Annotated in this window: 18 protein-coding genes; 13 read left to right on the top strand and 5 right to left on the bottom strand. The window is 59.2% G+C overall.

Annotated elements, in window-relative coordinates; all coding sequences use genetic code 11:
• Positions 1–21: 21 nt before the first annotated feature.
• Positions 22–855, bottom strand: coding sequence for an SDR family oxidoreductase (locus tag Q672_RS31085; protein ID WP_022986442.1), 834 nt, complete (start codon positions 853–855; stop codon positions 22–24).
• Between the two features lie 181 nt (positions 856–1,036).
• Between Q672_RS31085 and Q672_RS31080 the strand changes: the two genes are divergently transcribed.
• The 4 genes from Q672_RS31080 to Q672_RS31070 are packed head-to-tail and all read left to right on the top strand — an operon-like array spanning position 1,037 to position 3,902.
• A complete protein-coding gene (locus Q672_RS31080; protein WP_022986441.1) occupies positions 1,037–2,053 on the top strand; it encodes an AraC family transcriptional regulator in 1,017 nt (338 codons plus the stop codon).
• Positions 2,054–2,112: 59 nt separating this feature from the next.
• Positions 2,113–2,511, top strand: a complete 399-nt coding sequence (locus Q672_RS31075; RefSeq protein ID WP_022986440.1) for an HIT domain-containing protein — start codon at positions 2,113–2,115, stop codon at positions 2,509–2,511.
• Positions 2,511–2,705 carry a CPXCG motif-containing cysteine-rich protein gene (locus Q672_RS34050; protein ID WP_081703694.1) on the top strand — a complete coding sequence of 65 codons (195 nt, stop codon included), beginning with the start codon at positions 2,511–2,513 and terminating at the stop codon, positions 2,703–2,705. Before Q672_RS31075 ends, Q672_RS34050 begins: the two co-directional genes overlap by 1 nt.
• Before the next feature lie 18 nt (positions 2,706–2,723).
• The gene (locus Q672_RS31070) at positions 2,724–3,902 is read left to right on the top strand and encodes a cation:proton antiporter (RefSeq protein WP_022986439.1); all 1,179 of its coding nucleotides are present in this window, start codon (positions 2,724–2,726) and stop codon (positions 3,900–3,902) included.
• Positions 3,903–3,908: 6 nt separating this feature from the next.
• On the opposite strand, the gene Q672_RS31065 is transcribed toward Q672_RS31070, so the two are convergent.
• The 3 genes from Q672_RS31065 to Q672_RS31055 are packed head-to-tail and all read right to left on the bottom strand — an operon-like array spanning position 3,909 to position 5,760.
• Positions 3,909–4,181, bottom strand: a complete 273-nt coding sequence (locus Q672_RS31065; RefSeq protein WP_022986438.1) for a SelT/SelW/SelH family protein — start codon at positions 4,179–4,181, stop codon at positions 3,909–3,911.
• Positions 4,181–4,762, bottom strand: coding sequence for a YajG family lipoprotein (locus Q672_RS31060; RefSeq protein WP_022986437.1), 582 nt, complete (start codon positions 4,760–4,762; stop codon positions 4,181–4,183). Before Q672_RS31060 ends, Q672_RS31065 begins: the two co-directional genes overlap by 1 nt.
• A 26-nt stretch (positions 4,763–4,788) precedes the next feature.
• Positions 4,789–5,760: a polyprenyl synthetase family protein gene (locus Q672_RS31055; RefSeq protein ID WP_022986436.1), complete on the bottom strand. Its 972-nt coding sequence runs from the start codon at positions 5,758–5,760 to the stop codon at positions 4,789–4,791.
• Positions 5,761–6,049: 289 nt separating this feature from the next.
• Here Q672_RS31055 and rplU point away from each other — a divergent pair, with 289 nt between their 5' ends.
• From rplU to proB, 4 genes are all read left to right on the top strand, one after another.
• The gene (rplU, locus tag Q672_RS31050) at positions 6,050–6,361 is read left to right on the top strand and encodes a 50S ribosomal protein L21 (RefSeq protein WP_022986435.1); all 312 of its coding nucleotides are present in this window, start codon (positions 6,050–6,052) and stop codon (positions 6,359–6,361) included.
• 32 nt (positions 6,362–6,393) lie between these two features.
• Positions 6,394–6,654, top strand: coding sequence for a 50S ribosomal protein L27 (gene rpmA, locus Q672_RS31045; protein WP_022986434.1), 261 nt, complete (start codon positions 6,394–6,396; stop codon positions 6,652–6,654).
• Between the two features lie 144 nt (positions 6,655–6,798).
• Complete coding sequence (gene cgtA, locus Q672_RS31040; RefSeq protein ID WP_022986433.1) at positions 6,799–7,986, top strand: Obg family GTPase CgtA; 1,188 nt, start codon at positions 6,799–6,801, stop codon at positions 7,984–7,986.
• 102 nt (positions 7,987–8,088) lie between these two features.
• Complete coding sequence (gene proB / locus Q672_RS31035; RefSeq protein ID WP_022986432.1) at positions 8,089–9,201, top strand: glutamate 5-kinase; 1,113 nt, start codon at positions 8,089–8,091, stop codon at positions 9,199–9,201.
• Between the two features lie 62 nt (positions 9,202–9,263).
• Here the strand turns inward: proB and rpsT are convergent, their stop codons facing one another.
• Positions 9,264–9,530 carry a 30S ribosomal protein S20 gene (rpsT, locus tag Q672_RS31030; RefSeq protein WP_022986431.1) on the bottom strand — a complete coding sequence of 89 codons (267 nt, stop codon included), beginning with the start codon at positions 9,528–9,530 and terminating at the stop codon, positions 9,264–9,266.
• Positions 9,531–9,813: 283 nt separating this feature from the next.
• Here rpsT and murJ point away from each other — a divergent pair, with 283 nt between their 5' ends.
• The 5 genes from murJ to Q672_RS31005 all read left to right on the top strand — a co-directional run bounded on the left by murJ (position 9,814) and on the right by Q672_RS31005 (position 16,257).
• On the top strand, positions 9,814–11,379 hold the full coding sequence (murJ, locus tag Q672_RS31025) for a murein biosynthesis integral membrane protein MurJ (RefSeq protein WP_022986430.1): 1,566 nt from the start codon (positions 9,814–9,816) through the stop codon (positions 11,377–11,379).
• A gap of 72 nt (positions 11,380–11,451) precedes the next feature.
• The gene (gene ribF, locus Q672_RS31020) at positions 11,452–12,417 is read left to right on the top strand and encodes a bifunctional riboflavin kinase/FAD synthetase (RefSeq protein WP_022986429.1); all 966 of its coding nucleotides are present in this window, start codon (positions 11,452–11,454) and stop codon (positions 12,415–12,417) included.
• Complete coding sequence (gene ileS, locus Q672_RS31015; RefSeq protein ID WP_022986428.1) at positions 12,414–15,221, top strand: isoleucine--tRNA ligase; 2,808 nt, start codon at positions 12,414–12,416, stop codon at positions 15,219–15,221. Before ribF ends, ileS begins: the two co-directional genes overlap by 4 nt.
• A gap of 78 nt (positions 15,222–15,299) precedes the next feature.
• Positions 15,300–15,794, top strand: coding sequence for a signal peptidase II (gene lspA / locus Q672_RS31010; RefSeq protein WP_022986427.1), 495 nt, complete (start codon positions 15,300–15,302; stop codon positions 15,792–15,794).
• Positions 15,787–16,257 carry an FKBP-type peptidyl-prolyl cis-trans isomerase gene (locus tag Q672_RS31005; RefSeq protein WP_022986426.1) on the top strand — a complete coding sequence of 157 codons (471 nt, stop codon included), beginning with the start codon at positions 15,787–15,789 and terminating at the stop codon, positions 16,255–16,257. Before lspA ends, Q672_RS31005 begins: the two co-directional genes overlap by 8 nt.
• Positions 16,258–16,341: the final 84 nt, after the last annotated feature.

The raw sequence follows: 16,341 nt of genomic DNA, 5'->3' as shown, positions 1-16,341 counted from the left end.
CCCGCGGGGCGGGGCTGCCACTTAATCCAGGAAGAAATCGGGGAGTAGTTGGTCGTCTTCCAGGCTCGGGTCCACTCGATAAAGGCTGAAATCACTCACGCCGCTGTCACGCAGGATCTCTTCATCAATAAAGAAGCGGCCGGAGGCTTCGGCGACAGGCCGTGTCAGGATGGCGTAAGCGGCATCGGCCATGATGGAAGGCTGGCGGGCGGCTTGAACGGCTGGGACGCCGCCAAGCTGGTTTTGCACGGCAGCGGTGTTGATGACGGTCTTCGGCCATAGTGCGTTGACTGCCACCTTGCCTTTGAATTCGTCTGCCATACCGAGTACGCACAAACTCATCCCGTATTTAGCCATGGTGTAAGCCACATGCCGGCCGAACCAGTGCGGTGCCATGTTGAGTGGTGGCGCCAGATTCAGGATATGCGGGTTATCGGACTGCTGGAGGTGAGGCAGGCACAGCTTGCTGGCCATGAATGTGCCACGGCTGTTGATCTGGTGCATCAGATCGTAGGACTTCATGCTGGTGGCCTCCGTACCGGTGAGGGCAATGGCGCTGGCATTGTTGACCAGAATGTCGATGCCGCCAAAGGCCTTCACCGTTTGGTCAATCGCGGCCTTGAGCTGCTCTTCATGACGAATATCACCCACGCACACCAGTGGGGTGCCGCCGGCATCGCGAACTTCTTCGGCTGCGGTGTAAATGGTGCCGGGCAGTTTGGGGTGGGGCTCGGTGGTTTTGGCAAACAGGGCAACGTTGGCGCCGTCTGCAGCAGCCTTCAATGCGATCGCCTTGCCGATGCCGCGGCTCGCACCGGTGATAAACAGGGTTTTGCCTTTCAGGGAAAGGGTCATGTGGCTCTCCAGTTGTACAAATATGGCGACAACCTAGCAAGCGCTTGGTTAAATCGCAATGACGTTGGCTGCAGAGCAGGCTGACAAGTATCCCTCGGTCACTTGTCAGCGCCGATTGGTCAGGATATGGTTTGTTTTTCGGTCATTTGGGGCCATGGACGGCCGTAGCAGAGTAATAATCATGACAATTCTGAAAATGGACCCGGCGGAGTATTCCGTTTCCGCTGAGTATCTGTCGCTGATGCTGGACGTACTGGCGCGCCGTGGGGTGGATACCGAGCAGGTATTGGCCGGGACGGCTATCGAGGCGGGGTGTTGGCGTGATCCCAAGGCGCGCATTACTGCCCAGGATTTTGAGCGGGTGGCGTTGCGGGCCATCAATTTCACACAAGAGCCCTGGCTGGGTTGGGAGCTGGGAGCCTCAATGACCCTGTCTTCCCATGGATTTCTGGGTTACGCGGCCATGAGCAGTGCGACCCTGGGCGAAGCTCTCGAGTTGGCCGTGAAGTACTTTCGTACCCGCAGCACCATGGTCCAGCTGGAAACCTTCCAGGATGGTGATATGGCGGTTCTGCAAGTTAATGAGCTGTTGGCGCTGGGAGGCCTCGCCCCCATGACGATGGAGAGCCTGTTCTCCAGTTTTCATTTCATGGGGCAGAAGCTATTGCCGGGTATGGAGGTTATTGGCGAGCTGCGCTTTTCCTATCCCGAGCCGGACTATTTCGAGCGGATGCGGCCGTTGATGCCGGTGCCGGTTTATTTTGATTGTGCCTATAACCAGATGCGGTTTCCGGTGGAAAGATTGGACTACACCCTGCAGTTTGCAGATCCCCGTTTGGCACGCATGGCGGCGGATCAGTGCGAGCAGGAAATGGCCTCGATCAAGGCGCCGCCGGCACTGCTGGGGCAGGTGCGTCGTATTATTCTGGCGGGTGGGGGGCGGTTTCCCGGCGTGGAAGAAGTGGCCAGTGAGTTGCACATGTCATCGCGAACCCTCAAGCGCAAGTTGCAGCAGCTTGGGACCAGTTATCAGGAAATTCTCGACGGTCTGCGCAAAGGGTTGGCGGTAGAGTTTCTCACCCAATCTGATCGCACTGTGGACGAGATAGCCATGTCTCTTGGCTATTCGGATGCCTCCAACTTTGCCCGTGCCTTTCGCCGCTGGACCCAGCGTAGTCCATCCGATTATCGTCAGTAACCTCGAGTTGTGCCCTGCGTGACGTGTACAGGGCATCTGGCCACTTTCTGGAGTTTTCAATGGCAACGCTTCACCCCCGCCTGGCGGCGGATACCCGTGCTCTGGGGGAGACCGAGCTGTGCTGGCTGCGCTGGATGAATGATCAGCGTTTTGCCTGGTTGATTGTGGTGCCCAAGCGTGACGGTCTGCGTGAATGGCACCATCTACCAGCAGAGGAACAGGTTTCCCTGCTCCAACAGGTGAATGGGTTGGCGACGGAGTTGGAGCGTGTCACTGGTGCCGACAAGATCAATGTCGGCGCGTTGGGCAACATGGTTCCGCAGCTCCACATTCATATTATCGCCCGTTTTGAGGGGGATCCCTGTTGGCCGGGGCCGGTCTGGGGGCAGGGGGCACCAGTCCCCTGGCCTGACGGCCAGTGTCCTGATTGGCTGGCCGGGTTGGATGTGGGGGTGTGATGCCAGGTTTGGTTTCGGTGCGGGTACAGTGTCCGTGTTGCTGGGAGCATATTGAGACTCTGGTCGATACCTCTATTCCCGAGCAGGAGTATGTTGAGGATTGTCAGGTTTGCTGTCGGCCCATGGTCTTGACGGTGACGCTGGCCGACGGGGACGAATGCCCTGAGGTATGTGTTCGACCGGAAAATGACTAGCAGGGAAGGGGCTGTGGAATGTTGCTGATCGGAATTTTTGTGGCGTTGGTGTTCGTCTACGGCTTGGTGTCGAGACGCCTTGAGGGTGGTTACCTGACCGCCCCAATGTTGTTCACCCTGGCGGGCATGCTTGTCGCGTTTCTTCTAACCCCGGGGTTGGTAATGGAATCGGGGGGGCAGGCGTTTCTAACTGTGGCTGAGCTGACGTTGGTGCTGTTGTTATTCACGGATGCCAGTCATACCAATTTACGAGAGCTTCGCCGTGATGGAATGCTGTCGGTGCGATTGTTGACGACCGGAATGCTGCTCACCATCGTGCTCGGCGGGGTGTTTGCCTGGTGGTTGTTTCCTTCGCTGGGGCTTTGGTATGCAGCGATTGTTGGCGCCATCCTGGCCCCCACGGATGCGGGCCTCGGGCAGGTGATCGTGAACAGTCCTGCGGTGCCGGAAAGAGTGCGCGAGTCTCTCAATGTAGAGGCGGGCCTAAACGATGGCTTAAGTGTTCCTTTCCTGTTGTTCTTTATTGCCCTGACGGGAATGCAGGGCTTTGAGGCCAGTGGAATGTTGCTCGAGTACATCATCGAGCAATTGGGCTATGGCGCAGTCATTGGTCTTCTGGTCGGGGGTGTTGGAGGGTTGCTGCTGGCGAGTTTTTCGCGCCTTGGCTGGCTGGCGGAAGATGGTGAACAAATGGCGATCCTGTCGCTGCCGATCATGGCGCTGTTGGTGTCGGAAATGGTTGAAGCCAGCATGTTTATTGCGGCGTTTGTCGCCGGTCTGGCGTTGCAGTGGCGTTTTCGTCCGGCCAGCCGGGAGGACCGCTTTTACGGGCTGCTGGGTGAATGGCTCAGCCATTCCGTATTTTTCCTGTTTGGGCTGATCGCGTTAACTGCCCTCCAGAGCCTGGAGTGGCGGTATGTGGCCTATGGCTTGTTGAGCCTGACCCTGATTCGCATAGGGCCGGTGTTGCTGGCATTGGCCGGCACGGCGTTAACTATGCGGCAGCGCTTGTTCATGGGTTGGTTTGGCCCCAGGGGGCTGGCGTCTATTGTGTTGGGGCTGGTTTTTCTGGAGCAGCACGGGCAGGGCGAAGGGGTTGAGCTTGTCAGTCAGCTGGTGGTGGTGACGGTATGGCTGAGTGTGATGCTTCACGGGGCAAGCGCAAGCTCGGGTATTCGCTGGTTGAATCGTGGCTAGCAAGGGCTAACGGTCGTGGTGGCCCAGCGAGCGGTCAGGGCAGACTACATCCCTGACCCGCCGCTTGAGCTCGCTGATATCGGGGAAGCCCGCATCTCTTTTGCGCTCCCAGATGCGCTGCTCATCTGCGTCTATCCAGAATGCGCCTCCGGTGCCGGGCTGAAGTGTGACTTCGCCCAGTTCCTCCGCGAAGGTACCTAGCAGTTCCTGAGCATACCAGGCACTACGCAGCAGCCAGTTACACTGGCTGCAGTAGTGGATTACCACGCGGTGGGTCATCAGGGGGTGTCGTTCCCGACGAGGAAGGCCTGCATTTCAGGATCGTTCAGCATGCGGGTAATTGCGCCGCTGAGAATGGCGTTTACCATTTCGCCGTTGCGTTTTGCTGAGGGTGTAAGAGGCAGGTCATGCTTGACGCTGCTGCGGTAAGTGCCGGTATGGGTGATCTCGCCACGGCTGGCGACGCCCTCAAGCGTCAGGGTCAGGGTGACGCTGTTCACCACGGAGCCTTCTTCCGGTACGTAGTCCAGCTGCTCAAGGCGAACTTCCAGCCGCGTCGCGTCTTCGCCGGGGTTAAAGGCGTTGAAACCCTGGGTTTGCAGTCCTTTTCGAACGGCTTCTTCCACGGCGGTTTTAACGTCATTGGCCGGCTGCACCAGCGAGGTTTCTTTGTAGACGCCACCGCGGGTGCCGAAGGCGAGTTGATCACGGGAATCCACGGCATACACCAGTACCGGCTTGTTCTGGCCGATGTTGGCGGCTTCCACGTCCGCCACAGGTTGCACATCAATGGACTGCGGGCTCAAGGCGCAGCCGGCAAAGGCGGCACTGAGGGTAAGAAGCAAGACGGCTCTAAGCATGGTGTCTCCTTGTCGGGGCCGGTGATTCAGAAAGTGCGGTTCAGGGATTCCTGGGCCAGAGTGGTGAGCGACTCCTTGTAAGGGGAGGCCGGCACCTCGGCAATGGCGTCCAGGGCAAGGCGAGTATGTTCTGCGGCCTTGTCCACTGTATATTGCAGACCGCCACTGGCCCGAACAGTTTCCACAATCTCCTCCAGGTGATCGAGTCCGCCGCTGCGAATGGCATCCTTGATCAGGGCGGCCTGGCTATCGGAGCCGTTGGCAATGGTATAGATCAGCGGCAAGGTAGGCTTACCCTCGGCCAGATCGTCCCCCACATTTTTACCCAGCTCGCTGGCATCCCCCTGATAGTCCAGCACGTCGTCAATCAACTGGAAGGCAATACCGAGATGGCGGCCATAGGTGGCAAATGCTTCGGTAAAGTCAGTGTTGTCGTCGGCGGCCAGCACAGCGCCGGTTTCGGCTGCAGATTCGAACATCTTTGCGGTCTTGTGGTGAATGACGCGCATGTAGTTCTGTTCGGTGGTGTTGGGGTCACGCACGTTGATCAGCTGCAGGACTTCACCTTCAGAGATGGTGTTGGTGCTCAGGGAGAAGATGTCCAGCAGACGAGGATGGCGCAGGGCGACCATCAGTTGCAGGGCGCGTGAGATCAGGAAGTCACCCACCAGCACACTGGCGGCGTTGCCCCAAACGGCGTTGACGGTGGGGCGGCCTCGGCGCAGGTTGGACTCATCGACCACATCGTCGTGGAGCAGGGTGGCGGTATGCAGGAACTCGATGATGGCTGCCACGTCCACATGCCGGTCACCGCGGTAGCCACCAGCACGGGCGCAGAGGATGGCAACCAGCGGACGCAAGCGCTTGCCGCCAGACTGGACAATATAGTCGCCGACTTCGCGGATCAGGGGGACGCCGGAGTCCAGATGGTGAGTGATAAAGGTGTCTACAGCGGCAAAATCCTGTTCGACCGCGGCATAAATAGCCTTGAAATCCATGTACTTGAGTCCGGGCGAGTGATGGTGGCGCAACAGCGGGCAATGCTAACAGCGAGGGGCCGCCAGTCAATGAATTCCGGTTTATTGTCAGTGTTGGGTGTCAAGCTGGCGTGACTGCAGGAAACATCTTGGCAATGTGCGTCGGCAAACACGGTTAAGGCATTGCATGAGGTGGTGGATTGCCGTAAACTTCGCGGCCCGATTTAACCCTCTGCCTGGCCCGCAAGTGGTGATCGCCCGAACAGGGTGTTGTTGCCCGCCTGAGTGGAGTCGTGCTGGAGCACAAACGATGTACGCAGTAATCAAAACCGGTGGCAAGCAGTATCGCGTTGAAGAAGGCGATGTTGTTCGCATCGAGAAAATTGAAGTGGCAACTGGCGAATCCGTGGATTTCGACCAGGTGCTGCTGGTTGCTAACGGCGACGACGTAAAAGTCGGTCAGCCGGTTGTGGATGGTGCCAAGGTTACTGCCGAGGTGCTGGAGCAGGGTCGTCACAAGAAAGTGAAGATCATCAAGTTCCGTCGTCGCAAGCACCACCGCAAGCAGCAGGGTCACCGTCAGTGGTACACTGCGGTGAAAATCACCGGGATCCAGGGCTGATCCTTAGACACACATTCAAGAGGATTTAGATCATGGCGCATAAAAAAGCCGGTGGTAGTACTCGTAACGGTCGCGATTCGCAGAGTAAGCGCCTTGGCGTTAAGCGTTTCGGCGGCCAGCTGGTAAATGCAGGCGAAATTATTGTTCGTCAGCGTGGCACCAAGTTTCACGCTGGTGTGAATGCCGGCATGGGTAAAGACCACACCATCTTTGCCACTGAAACAGGTCGTGTAAAGTTCGAGGTTAAAGGCCCGCTGAGTCGCCAGTATGTGGTGATCGAGCCTGTGGCCTGATCCTTACGGATCAGAAAAAACCCCGCGAGGCTTCGCCCGCGGGGTTTTTTTGTATTTGCGGCCGGGGCTTTGCCTGGCCGTATCTGTCCCCAAAATGAATGCATTGCCGTAGAATGGCACCGTTCTGAAAGAGAGTCTGTTCCCATGCAATTTGTCGACGAAGCCACTATTGAAGTCCATGCCGGAAAGGGCGGTGATGGCTGCCTGAGTTTCCGACGCGAAAAGTATGTGGAGTTTGGCGGCCCGGATGGCGGTGATGGCGGTGCTGGCGGCAGCGTGTATTTTCAGGCCGACAGCAATCTCAATACCCTGGTGGATTACCGTTACGAACGCATTTTCAAGGCGCGAAATGGTGAGCCCGGCAAGGGGCGGCAGATGACCGGAAAATCCGCGGATGACGTGACGCTGTTGGTGCCGGTCGGCACCACCGTGATCGATGTGGATACCGATGAAGTGCTGGCCGACCTGACCGACCCGCAAAAGCCGGTGATGATCGCCAGCGCAGGGCGTGGCGGTCTGGGCAACATCCATTTCAAGAGCAGTACCAATCAGGCTCCCCGCAAGACCACCAAGGGCAAGCCGGGCGAATCCCGTCGTTTACGCCTGGAGCTCAAGGTATTGGCGGATGTCGGCTTGCTGGGGATGCCCAACGCGGGCAAGAGCACTCTGATTCGGTCCATTTCTGCCGCCAAGCCCAAGGTGGCGGACTATCCCTTTACCACGCTGGTGCCGAATCTGGGTGTCGTCAAGGCGGACCGTCATCGCAGCTTTGTGGTGGCAGACATTCCAGGGCTGATCGAAGGGGCGGCAGAAGGGGCCGGGTTGGGGATTCGTTTCCTCAAGCATCTGGCGCGAACCCGTTTGTTGCTGCATGTGGTGGATATTGCGCCCATGGATGGCGGTGATCCGGCAGACCATATTGATGCCATCGCGGATGAGCTGGATCAGTTCTCGCCGGCGCTGGCGGAGCAGGAACGCTGGCTGGTGTTTAACAAGATTGATTTGCTGGCGGATGACGAAGCTCAAGCCAAAATCGATGCCATTGTGGAGGAGCTGGGCTGGCAGGGGCCGGTTTACGGCATTTCTGCGGCGGCAGGCGTTGGTTGCGAAGAGCTGGTTTATGCCCTGATGAATGCCATTGAAGATCGTCGTCGCCTGGAGCAGGAAGATCCTGAGTATGCTGCGGCTCAGCAGGATCTTCGTCATCGCCTGGAAGAAGAGGCTCGTGAAAAGGTGCAGGAGCTCAAGGCGGAAGCGCGGCGCGCCCGGGACAATGACCGGGATGACGACGATGATGACGATCACGACGTGGAAATCATCTACGAGCCGTAATGTAGGGCGGAAATGGGCAGTGCCCATCTCTGCCGTTACCGCTTGGCAGGCGGAGATTGGCTGGCGCCAATTTCCGCCCTACGGAACTTGTAAGGAGCGAAGGTGGCAGATCGCCAACGTTGGGTTATCAAGATCGGCAGTGCCCTGTTGACCAATGATGGCAAAGGGCTCGATGTGGCGCTGATGCAATCCTGGGTGGATCGCATGGTAATGCTGCGTCAGCGCGGTATTGAGGTGGTGATCGTTTCCTCTGGCGCAGTGGCCGAGGGGATGACCCGTCTTGGCTGGGCGAGGCGCCCGGATTCCGTGCACGAGCTGCAGGCGGCCGCTGCTGTCGGGCAGATGGGGCTGGTGCAAGCCTGGGAGTCCTGTTTTCAGCGGCATAATCTGCACACCGCCCAGGTGCTGCTGACCCACGATGATCTTTCTGATCGCAAACGCTACCTGAATGGCCGTTCCACGTTGCTAACCCTGCTGGGGTTTGGTGTGGTGCCGGTGGTGAATGAAAACGACACCGTGGTGACCGACGAAATCCGTTTCGGTGACAACGACACGCTGGCTGCCCTGGTGGCGAACCTGGTGGAGGCGGATCGTCTGATGATCCTGACTGACCAGGAGGGTCTGTTCGATGCTGATCCGCGTAGCAACCCCGATGCGGGTCTGATTCGGGAGGCGCAGGCGTCGGACCCGGCCATTGAGCGAGTGGCGGGTGGCGGTGGTCTGCTGGGGCGTGGTGGCATGGCGACGAAAGTCCGTGCTGCCAAACTGGCGGCCCGTTCCGGGGCGTTTACCACGATTGCCTCGGGTCGCAGCCCGGAGGTGTTGGTTGAGTTGGCAGAGGGGCGGGGCCCCGGCACCACCTTGTTGCCGGACACCTCCCCGATGAATGCCCGCAAGCAGTGGCTGGCCGGGCATCTGCAGATGCGTGGTCGGGTGGTGCTGGATGCGGGTGCGGTCAGGCGTGTTCGTGAGGGGGGCTCAAGTTTGCTGCCGGTGGGAGTGGTGGATGTGTTTGGCCAGTTCTCCCGTGGCGAGATGGTGGCCTGCGAGACCGAGCAGGGTGAGCGGATTGCCTGCGGTCTGGTGAATTACGATGCGGCAGATGCGCGTCGGATCTGTCGCAAGAAGAGTGCGGAGATCGCGGATGTGCTGGGTTACATGAACGAAGAAGAATTGATCCACCGGGACAATATGGTGGTGTTTGATGCGGTCTGACTTGCGACCATAAAAAAACCGGCGCGAGGCCGGTTTTTTTATGTCCAACGGAACACGTTCGATCAGGCAGCCATGGCCTTGATCTTGGTGTTCAGGCGGCTCTTGTGGCGAGCGGCCTTGTTGGGGTGAAACTTGCCCTTGCGGGTGGCTTTGTCCAGCACGGATACCGCTTGGGTGTAAGCTTCCTGGGCGGCACCTTGGTCGCCGGACGCAATAGCCGCGTTCACCTTTTTCAGGTATGTGCGCACCATGGAGCGCATCGCTGCGTTGTGCTGACGGCGCTTTTCCGCCTGACGCGCACGCTTGCGTGCTTGCGGTGAATTAGCCAAGGTCCTGCTCCTATCTTGAATTCTGAGGTCGAAATTGGGTTTATGACACAGGCCGCAGGGCGGCCGGCACACGTTGTTGCGATCAGGTTGTGATCAAAAAACAGGCGTGCCACGGTCTAAAGACGCGCAACTATGCCGATCATGAGGGGCATTGTCAATGGGAAAAGGGCGCTGAAATGATCACTGGTAGCGGTTCGTGTGGCCTTTCGCTAACCTTGCCCGGTTCCGCCCGGATGAGGGGCGTTGTGGGCTGCCCGGGTGGCGCCCGGGTATTGGAGACCCCATGACAGACAGCACGCAGACCCCGCCCAAAAAAGCCGGCTTGCTGGCCTCCACCCTGGTGGTGTCGAGCATGACCATGCTTTCGCGGGTGTTGGGGTTGATCCGTGACGTGGTGATTGCCCGCATGCTGGGGGCGTCCGCCGGGGCGGATGCCTTTTTTGTTGCCCTTAAAATCCCCAATCTCCTGCGTCGGTTGTTTGCTGAAGGGGCGTTTAACCAGGCCTTTGTGCCGGTGCTTAGTGAATACCGGAACAAGGGCAGCATGGCGGCAACCAAACTGCTGGTGGACCGGGTTGCCGGGACACTGGGTGGCACCCTGATGCTGGTGACGTTGCTGGGGGTGCTGGGCGCGCCCCTGATCATCTGGGTGTTCGCGCCCGGGTTTGGTGATGAGCCGCACAAGCGGGCGCTGGCAGTGGAAATGCTGCGTCTGACCTTTCCTTATCTCTTTTTTATCGCCCTGACGGCTTTCGCGGGCGGCATCCTTAACAGTTGGAACCGGTTTGCAGTGCCGGCGTTTACCCCGGTGCTGCTCAATTTGAGCTTGATTGCGTGTGCCTTGTTTCTGGCGCCGCACTTTGCCGAGGACCGGATGGCGGTGGCGCTGGCGTGGGGGGTGTTGATCGCCGGTGCGGCCCAGCTGCTGTTTCAGTTGCCCTTTCTCGCGCGTCTGAATCTCATGCCGGTGCCGCGTATGGGGTGGCAGGACCCGGGAGTGCGCAAGATCATGGGGTTGATGGCGCCGGCGTTGTTCGGTGCGTCGGTCTACCAGCTGAATTCGTTGGTCAATACGGTGCTGGCCTCCCTGTTGGAGACCGGGTCGGTGACCTGGCTGTATTACACCGATCGCTTGATTGAGCTGCCACTGGGTATTTTTGCGGTCGCCATCGGGACGGTGATTCTGCCGAGTCTGTCCCTGCAGCATGCCCAGGCAGATCCGCAGGCGTTTTCCCGCATGCTGGATTGGGCGATTCGCCTGGTGCTATTGATTGGTCTTCCGGCGGCGCTGGCATTGGCGGTGCTGGCAGAGCCCTTGCTGTCCACCTTGTTCCAGTATGGTGAGTTTTCTGTGCTCGATGTGGCGAAAACGGCTGAATCCCTGCGCGCTTACAGCTTCGGATTGCTGGCGGCGATGCTGATCAAGGTGCTGGCGCCGGGGTATTACGCGCGCCAGGACACCAAGACTCCGGTGAAAATCGGGGTGGTGTCCATGCTGGCGAATATGGTGTTTGGTGCTGTGCTGGTGTGGGAATTCCGTCATGTAGGGCTGGCCACGGCCATGGCGCTTTCTGCCTGGCTGAATGCCGGGCTGCTATATATCGGGCTGCGCCGCAGCGGCGTCTACCAGCCCTTGCCAGGTTGGACGGGGCACGGGTTGCGCATGCTGGTGGCCGGGGGCTCCATGGCAGCAGGAACCGGGTGGCTGGCGCAGCAAACCCAGGTATGGACCGAGGCCGGCGCAATGCTGCGCGTTGGTTGGTTGAGCCTGATCGTAGTGGCGGGCTTGGGGACCTATGGTCTTTGTTTGCTGGTGTTGGGGCTGAGGGTGCGACATTTGCGCCGCTAGCCAGGACCTACAACCGTCGTGCAGCCCGGCAGCGTTCCTGTATAATCTGGCGTCTTTCGAGACGAGGGTGTGATGCGACTGATTCGCGGCATTCACAATCTGCGCGAGACGCATCGTGGCTGTGTGGCCACCATCGGCAATTTTGATGGGGTGCATCTGGGCCATCAGCGCATTCTGGATCAGGTGATCACGGAAGCCCGTCGCCGTGGGTTGAAATCCACGGTGATGCTGTTCGAGCCTCAGCCCCAGGAATTTTTTGCGCCGGATCAGGCGCCGCCCCGGTTGATGTCGCTGCGCGACAAGTTGATCGCCTTGCGCGAGGCCGGGGTAGATCAGGTGTTGTGTGTGCGTTTCAATGCGCGTTTCCGGGCGCTTACCGCCGAGGCCTTTGTCAAAGGCCTGTTGGTCGATGGCCTGGGTGTGGACTATCTGGTGGTGGGCGATGACTTCCGTTTCGGTTGCGGCCGTGATGGCGATTTCGCCTATTTACGGCAGGCTGGCGAGCGTTTCGGTTTTTCGGTGACGGACACGGCCACCTGTGAAGTGGACGGTGAGCGGGTGTCCAGCACCCGGATCCGGGCGGCCCTGAGTGCCGGGGCGTTTGATCTGGCCGCGCAGTTACTGGGCCGGCCCTTCGCGATCAGCGGTCGGGTGCGTCACGGTGACAAGATCGGTCGCACCCTGAATTTGCCCACGGTGAACCTCGCCCTGAAACGATTGCAGTCTCCCCTGAATGGTGTGTTCGCTGTCAGCGTAAGTGGTGCGGGCCTGACGGATCAGCCGGGGGCCGCCAATATGGGCACCCGGCCCACCGTGAATGGGACCGAGAACCGCCTGGAAGTGCACCTGCTGGATTTTTGTGAAGAGGGCGACGGTGCCGGTTTTGGCAAGGACGGCCTGTACGGCAAGCACCTGACGGTAGCGTTCCGCCATTATGTGCGGGCGGAAGAAAAATTTGCGGACCTGGACCAGCTCAAGACTGCTATCTGGCAGGATGTGGAAGCGGTCCGAGACTACTTTGAAAAGACGGGAATATGACGGACTACAAGGCAACGCTTAACCTTCCCCATACCGACTTCCCCATGAAGGCCGGTTTGTCCCAGCGTGAGCCCGCGCGGCTGAAAGAGTGGCAGGAGAAAGCGCTCTATCAGAAGATTCGCGAGGCTTTTGCCGGTCGTCCCAAGTTTATTCTTCATGATGGTCCTCCCTACGCCAATGGCAATATTCATATTGGCCATGCGGTAAACAAGATCCTCAAGGACATGATCGTCAAGTCGCGCACCCTAGCGGGTTTTGATGCCCCCTATGTGCCCGGCTGGGATTGCCATGGCCTGCCCATCGAATTGATGGTGGAAAAGAAAGTCGGCAAGGCTGGCCACAAGGTCGACGCCCGCACCTTCCGGCAAAAGTGCCGTGAATACGCCAGCAAGCAGGTGGAAGGTCAGAAGGCCGACTTCAAGCGCCTGGGTGTGTTCGGTGATTGGGACAATCCCTACCTGACCATGGATTACGGCTTCGAGGCCAATATCATCCGTGGCCTCGGCAAGATCGTGGACAACGGTCATCTGCAGCAGGGCTTCAAACCGGTGCACTGGTGCCTGGATTGCGGCTCTGCCCTGGCCGAAGCGGAAGTGGAATATTACGACAAGGTGTCTTTTGCCATTGATGTGGCATTCCCGGTGGTGGACGGTGCGGATTTCACCGCGCGCAGCGCCATCGAGGCGAAGGCGCCACGCCTGGTGATCTGGACCACCACGCCCTGGACCTTGCCGGCCAACCGCGCGGTGGCGGTACACCCGGAGCTGGAGTATGTGCTGCTGACCGCCACGCAGGATGGTGAGGCCGGTGAATGGCTGGTGGCCGAGGCGCTGGCGGATGATCTGGTGGAAAAATGGGGGCTGGAGAATGTGTCCCGCTCCGCGTCTGTCGTGGGCGCCAAGCTGGAAGGCTTGTCCCTGCAGCATCCGTTCCTGGCGTATCAGGTGCCGGTGATTCTCGGCGAGCATGTTACCACCGATGCCGGTACCGGCCTGGTGCACACGGCCCCGGGCCACGGTGCCGATGACTTTGTGGTCGGACAGAAATACGACCTGGATCCAGTCAGCCCGGTACTGGATAACGGCAAGTTCCGTGACGACCTTGAGGTGGTCGGTGGCCTGCACGTGAGCAAGGCTAACGAGCCGGTGATTGAGGCCCTGAAAGAAAGCGGTGCGCTGGTGAAGTTCGCCAAGCTGGAACACAGCTACCCGCACTGCTGGCGCCACAAGACCCCGCTGATTTTCCGCGCCACCGCGCAGTGGTTCGTGTCCATGGACAAGAATGGCCTGCTCCAGCGTGCCCAGCAGGAAGTGGAAAAAGTTCAGTGGCTGCCCGAGTGGGGCAAGGCTCGCATCGACGGCATGCTCAGCGACCGCCCGGATTGGTGTATCTCCCGGCAGCGTACCTGGGGCGTGCCCATTGCGCTGTTCGTGAACAAGGAAACCTCCGAGCTGCACCCCGATACCCCGGCGTTGATCGAGCAGGTGGCGCAGCGTGTCGAAAAAGAGGGCATTGATGCCTGGTTCGATCTGGATCCGGCCGAGCTGCTCGGCGACGAGGCGGACCAGTACAGCAAGGTCACCGATACCCTGGACGTGTGGTTCGATTCCGGCGTGACCCACTACTGTGTGCTGGATCAGCGTGAACAGCTGCGAGCCCCGGCGGATCTGTACCTGGAGGGCTCTGACCAGCACCGTGGCTGGTTCCAGTCCTCCTTGCTGACCAGCTTGGCTATCCGCGATGCGGCGCCCTACGAGACGGTGCTGACCCATGGCTTCACCGTGGATGAGCAGGGCCGCAAGATGTCCAAGTCCATCGGCAATGTGATCGCTCCACAGGAAGTGTGGAACGATCTGGGCGCCGACATCCTGCGTCTTTGGGTGGCGGCCACCGACTACCGTGGCGAGATGTCGGTGTCCAAGGACATTCTCAAGCAGATGGGTGACAGCTATCGCCGTATCCGCAATACCAGCCGCTTCCTGCTCTCCAATTTGAGTGGTTTTGATCCCGCGGTGGATGCATTGCAACCGGAGCAGATGCTGGCACTGGATCGCTACATTGTGGATCGTGCCCTGCAGTTGCAGGACGAGATCAAGGGGCTGTACGACGGTTATCACTTCCACCAGATCTACCAGCGCCTGCATCACTTCTGTGCATTGGATCTGGGTGGCTTTTATCTGGATATCATCAAGGATCGCCAGTACACCACCCAGGCGGATTCTGTGGCGCGGCGCTCTTGCCAGACGGCCCTGTACCATATTGCCCAGGCTCTGGTGCGATGGATGGCGCCGATCCTCAGCTTCACCGCTGAGGAAATTTACGAAAACCTGCCCGGAGAGCGGCTCGATTCCGTGTTCCTGGCCGAATGGTATGACGGCCTGTTTGCCCTTGAGGGCAACGCCATGGGGCGTGAGTTCTGGCAGCAGGTGCAAGACGTGAAGCAGGGCGTTAACAAGGCCATTGAAGGGGCACGCCGCGACAAGGTGATCAAGGGCGGGCTCAGTGCGGAAGTGACCCTGTTCGTGGATGCCGACAAGCAGGCGTTGCTGGAAAAGCTGGGTGACGAGTTGCGTTTCGTGACAATCACCTCTGCGGCGACTCTCAAGCCGTTGTCTCAGGCTCCGGCCGGGTTGGATGACAGTGTGCCCGGGCTGAAAGTGGAAGTGGTTGCGTCGGCCCACACCAAGTGCGTGCGGTGCTGGCATCACCAGCCTGATGTGGGCAGTCATGCGGGCCATGAAGCGCTGTGTGGTCGCTGTGTCACCAATGTGGACGGTGACGGCGAAGTGCGGCATTACGCCTAAATGCTCTGTAAGGCGGAAAGGGGTGTCAGCCCCTCTCCGCCGTTACAGCGCCCTGCGAATGAACCCGGTAGAAAACAAATGACCTCATCGAAGATCCCCGGCCAGTTGGTGTGGCTATGGCTCAGCGCGGTGGTGATCGTGCTGGATCAGATCACCAAACATATGATTGTGGACCGTTTTTCCCTCTATGAGCGACTGGACGTGTTCCCGCACTTCAATCTGACGCTGGCCTACAACAGTGGCGCGGCGTTCAGCTTTCTGGCAGATGCCGGTGGCTGGCAGCGATGGTTCTTCACGGCTATTGCAGTGGGGGCCTCGGTCATGATCCTGATCTGGTTAGCGAGGCTGACCAAGGCGGAAACCCTGCAGGGTGTGGCGCTTTCACTGATTCTTGGCGGTGCGCTGGGTAATTTCTACGACCGCCTGGTACTGGGGCATGTGGTGGATTTTCTGGACTTCTACTGGGGCGATTACCACTTCCCTGCCTTTAATATTGCTGACACGGCTATCACCATTGGTGCCGGCCTGATTTTGCTGGACATGCTGCTGGGAGCGAAAAAGCGCCATGACTGAGATTCTTCGCGCTGGCCCGGAAACCCGGGTCACCCTGCACTTTGCGGTGCGCCTGATGGATGGCACGGAAATGGACTCCACCTTCGGCGGTGAGCCGGCGGCCTTTGTGTGGGGCGATGAGTCCTTGCTGCCCGGCTTTGAGAGCTCCATTCGCGGTCTCAAGGCTGGCGACAAGCGCAGCGTATTTCTGGAGGCGAAAAAAGCCTTCGGTGAGTACAACGAGGAAAACGTACAGCATTTCACGCGTGACACCTTTATTCAGTACGACACCCTGGAGTCGGGCATGGTGCTGAGCTTTGCCGATGCGGCTGGCGGTGAGTTGCCGGGCGTGATCAGCCGGGTGGAGGATGACTGGGTCTATGTGGATTTCAACCACCCCTTGGCAGGCCGCGACCTGACCTTTGAGGTGGAAATCATCGCGGTGGAACGCTATGCCCCGGAGCAGCCGGTGACATTGAATTGATGCCTCTCACGGACCGTGAATGTGTCAGGATTAACCGTTAGACTCGTAGTAGCAGCCTTTTGCTGTTAACTCTTCACTGTTAAC

It is taken from the genome of Alcanivorax sp. P2S70 (assembly GCF_000475295.1).
Lineage (GTDB): Bacteria > Pseudomonadota > Gammaproteobacteria > Pseudomonadales > Alcanivoracaceae > Alcanivorax > Alcanivorax profundi.
Note: the sequence above shows the minus strand (reverse complement) of the source record. Positions and strands in the feature narration are given on the sequence as shown.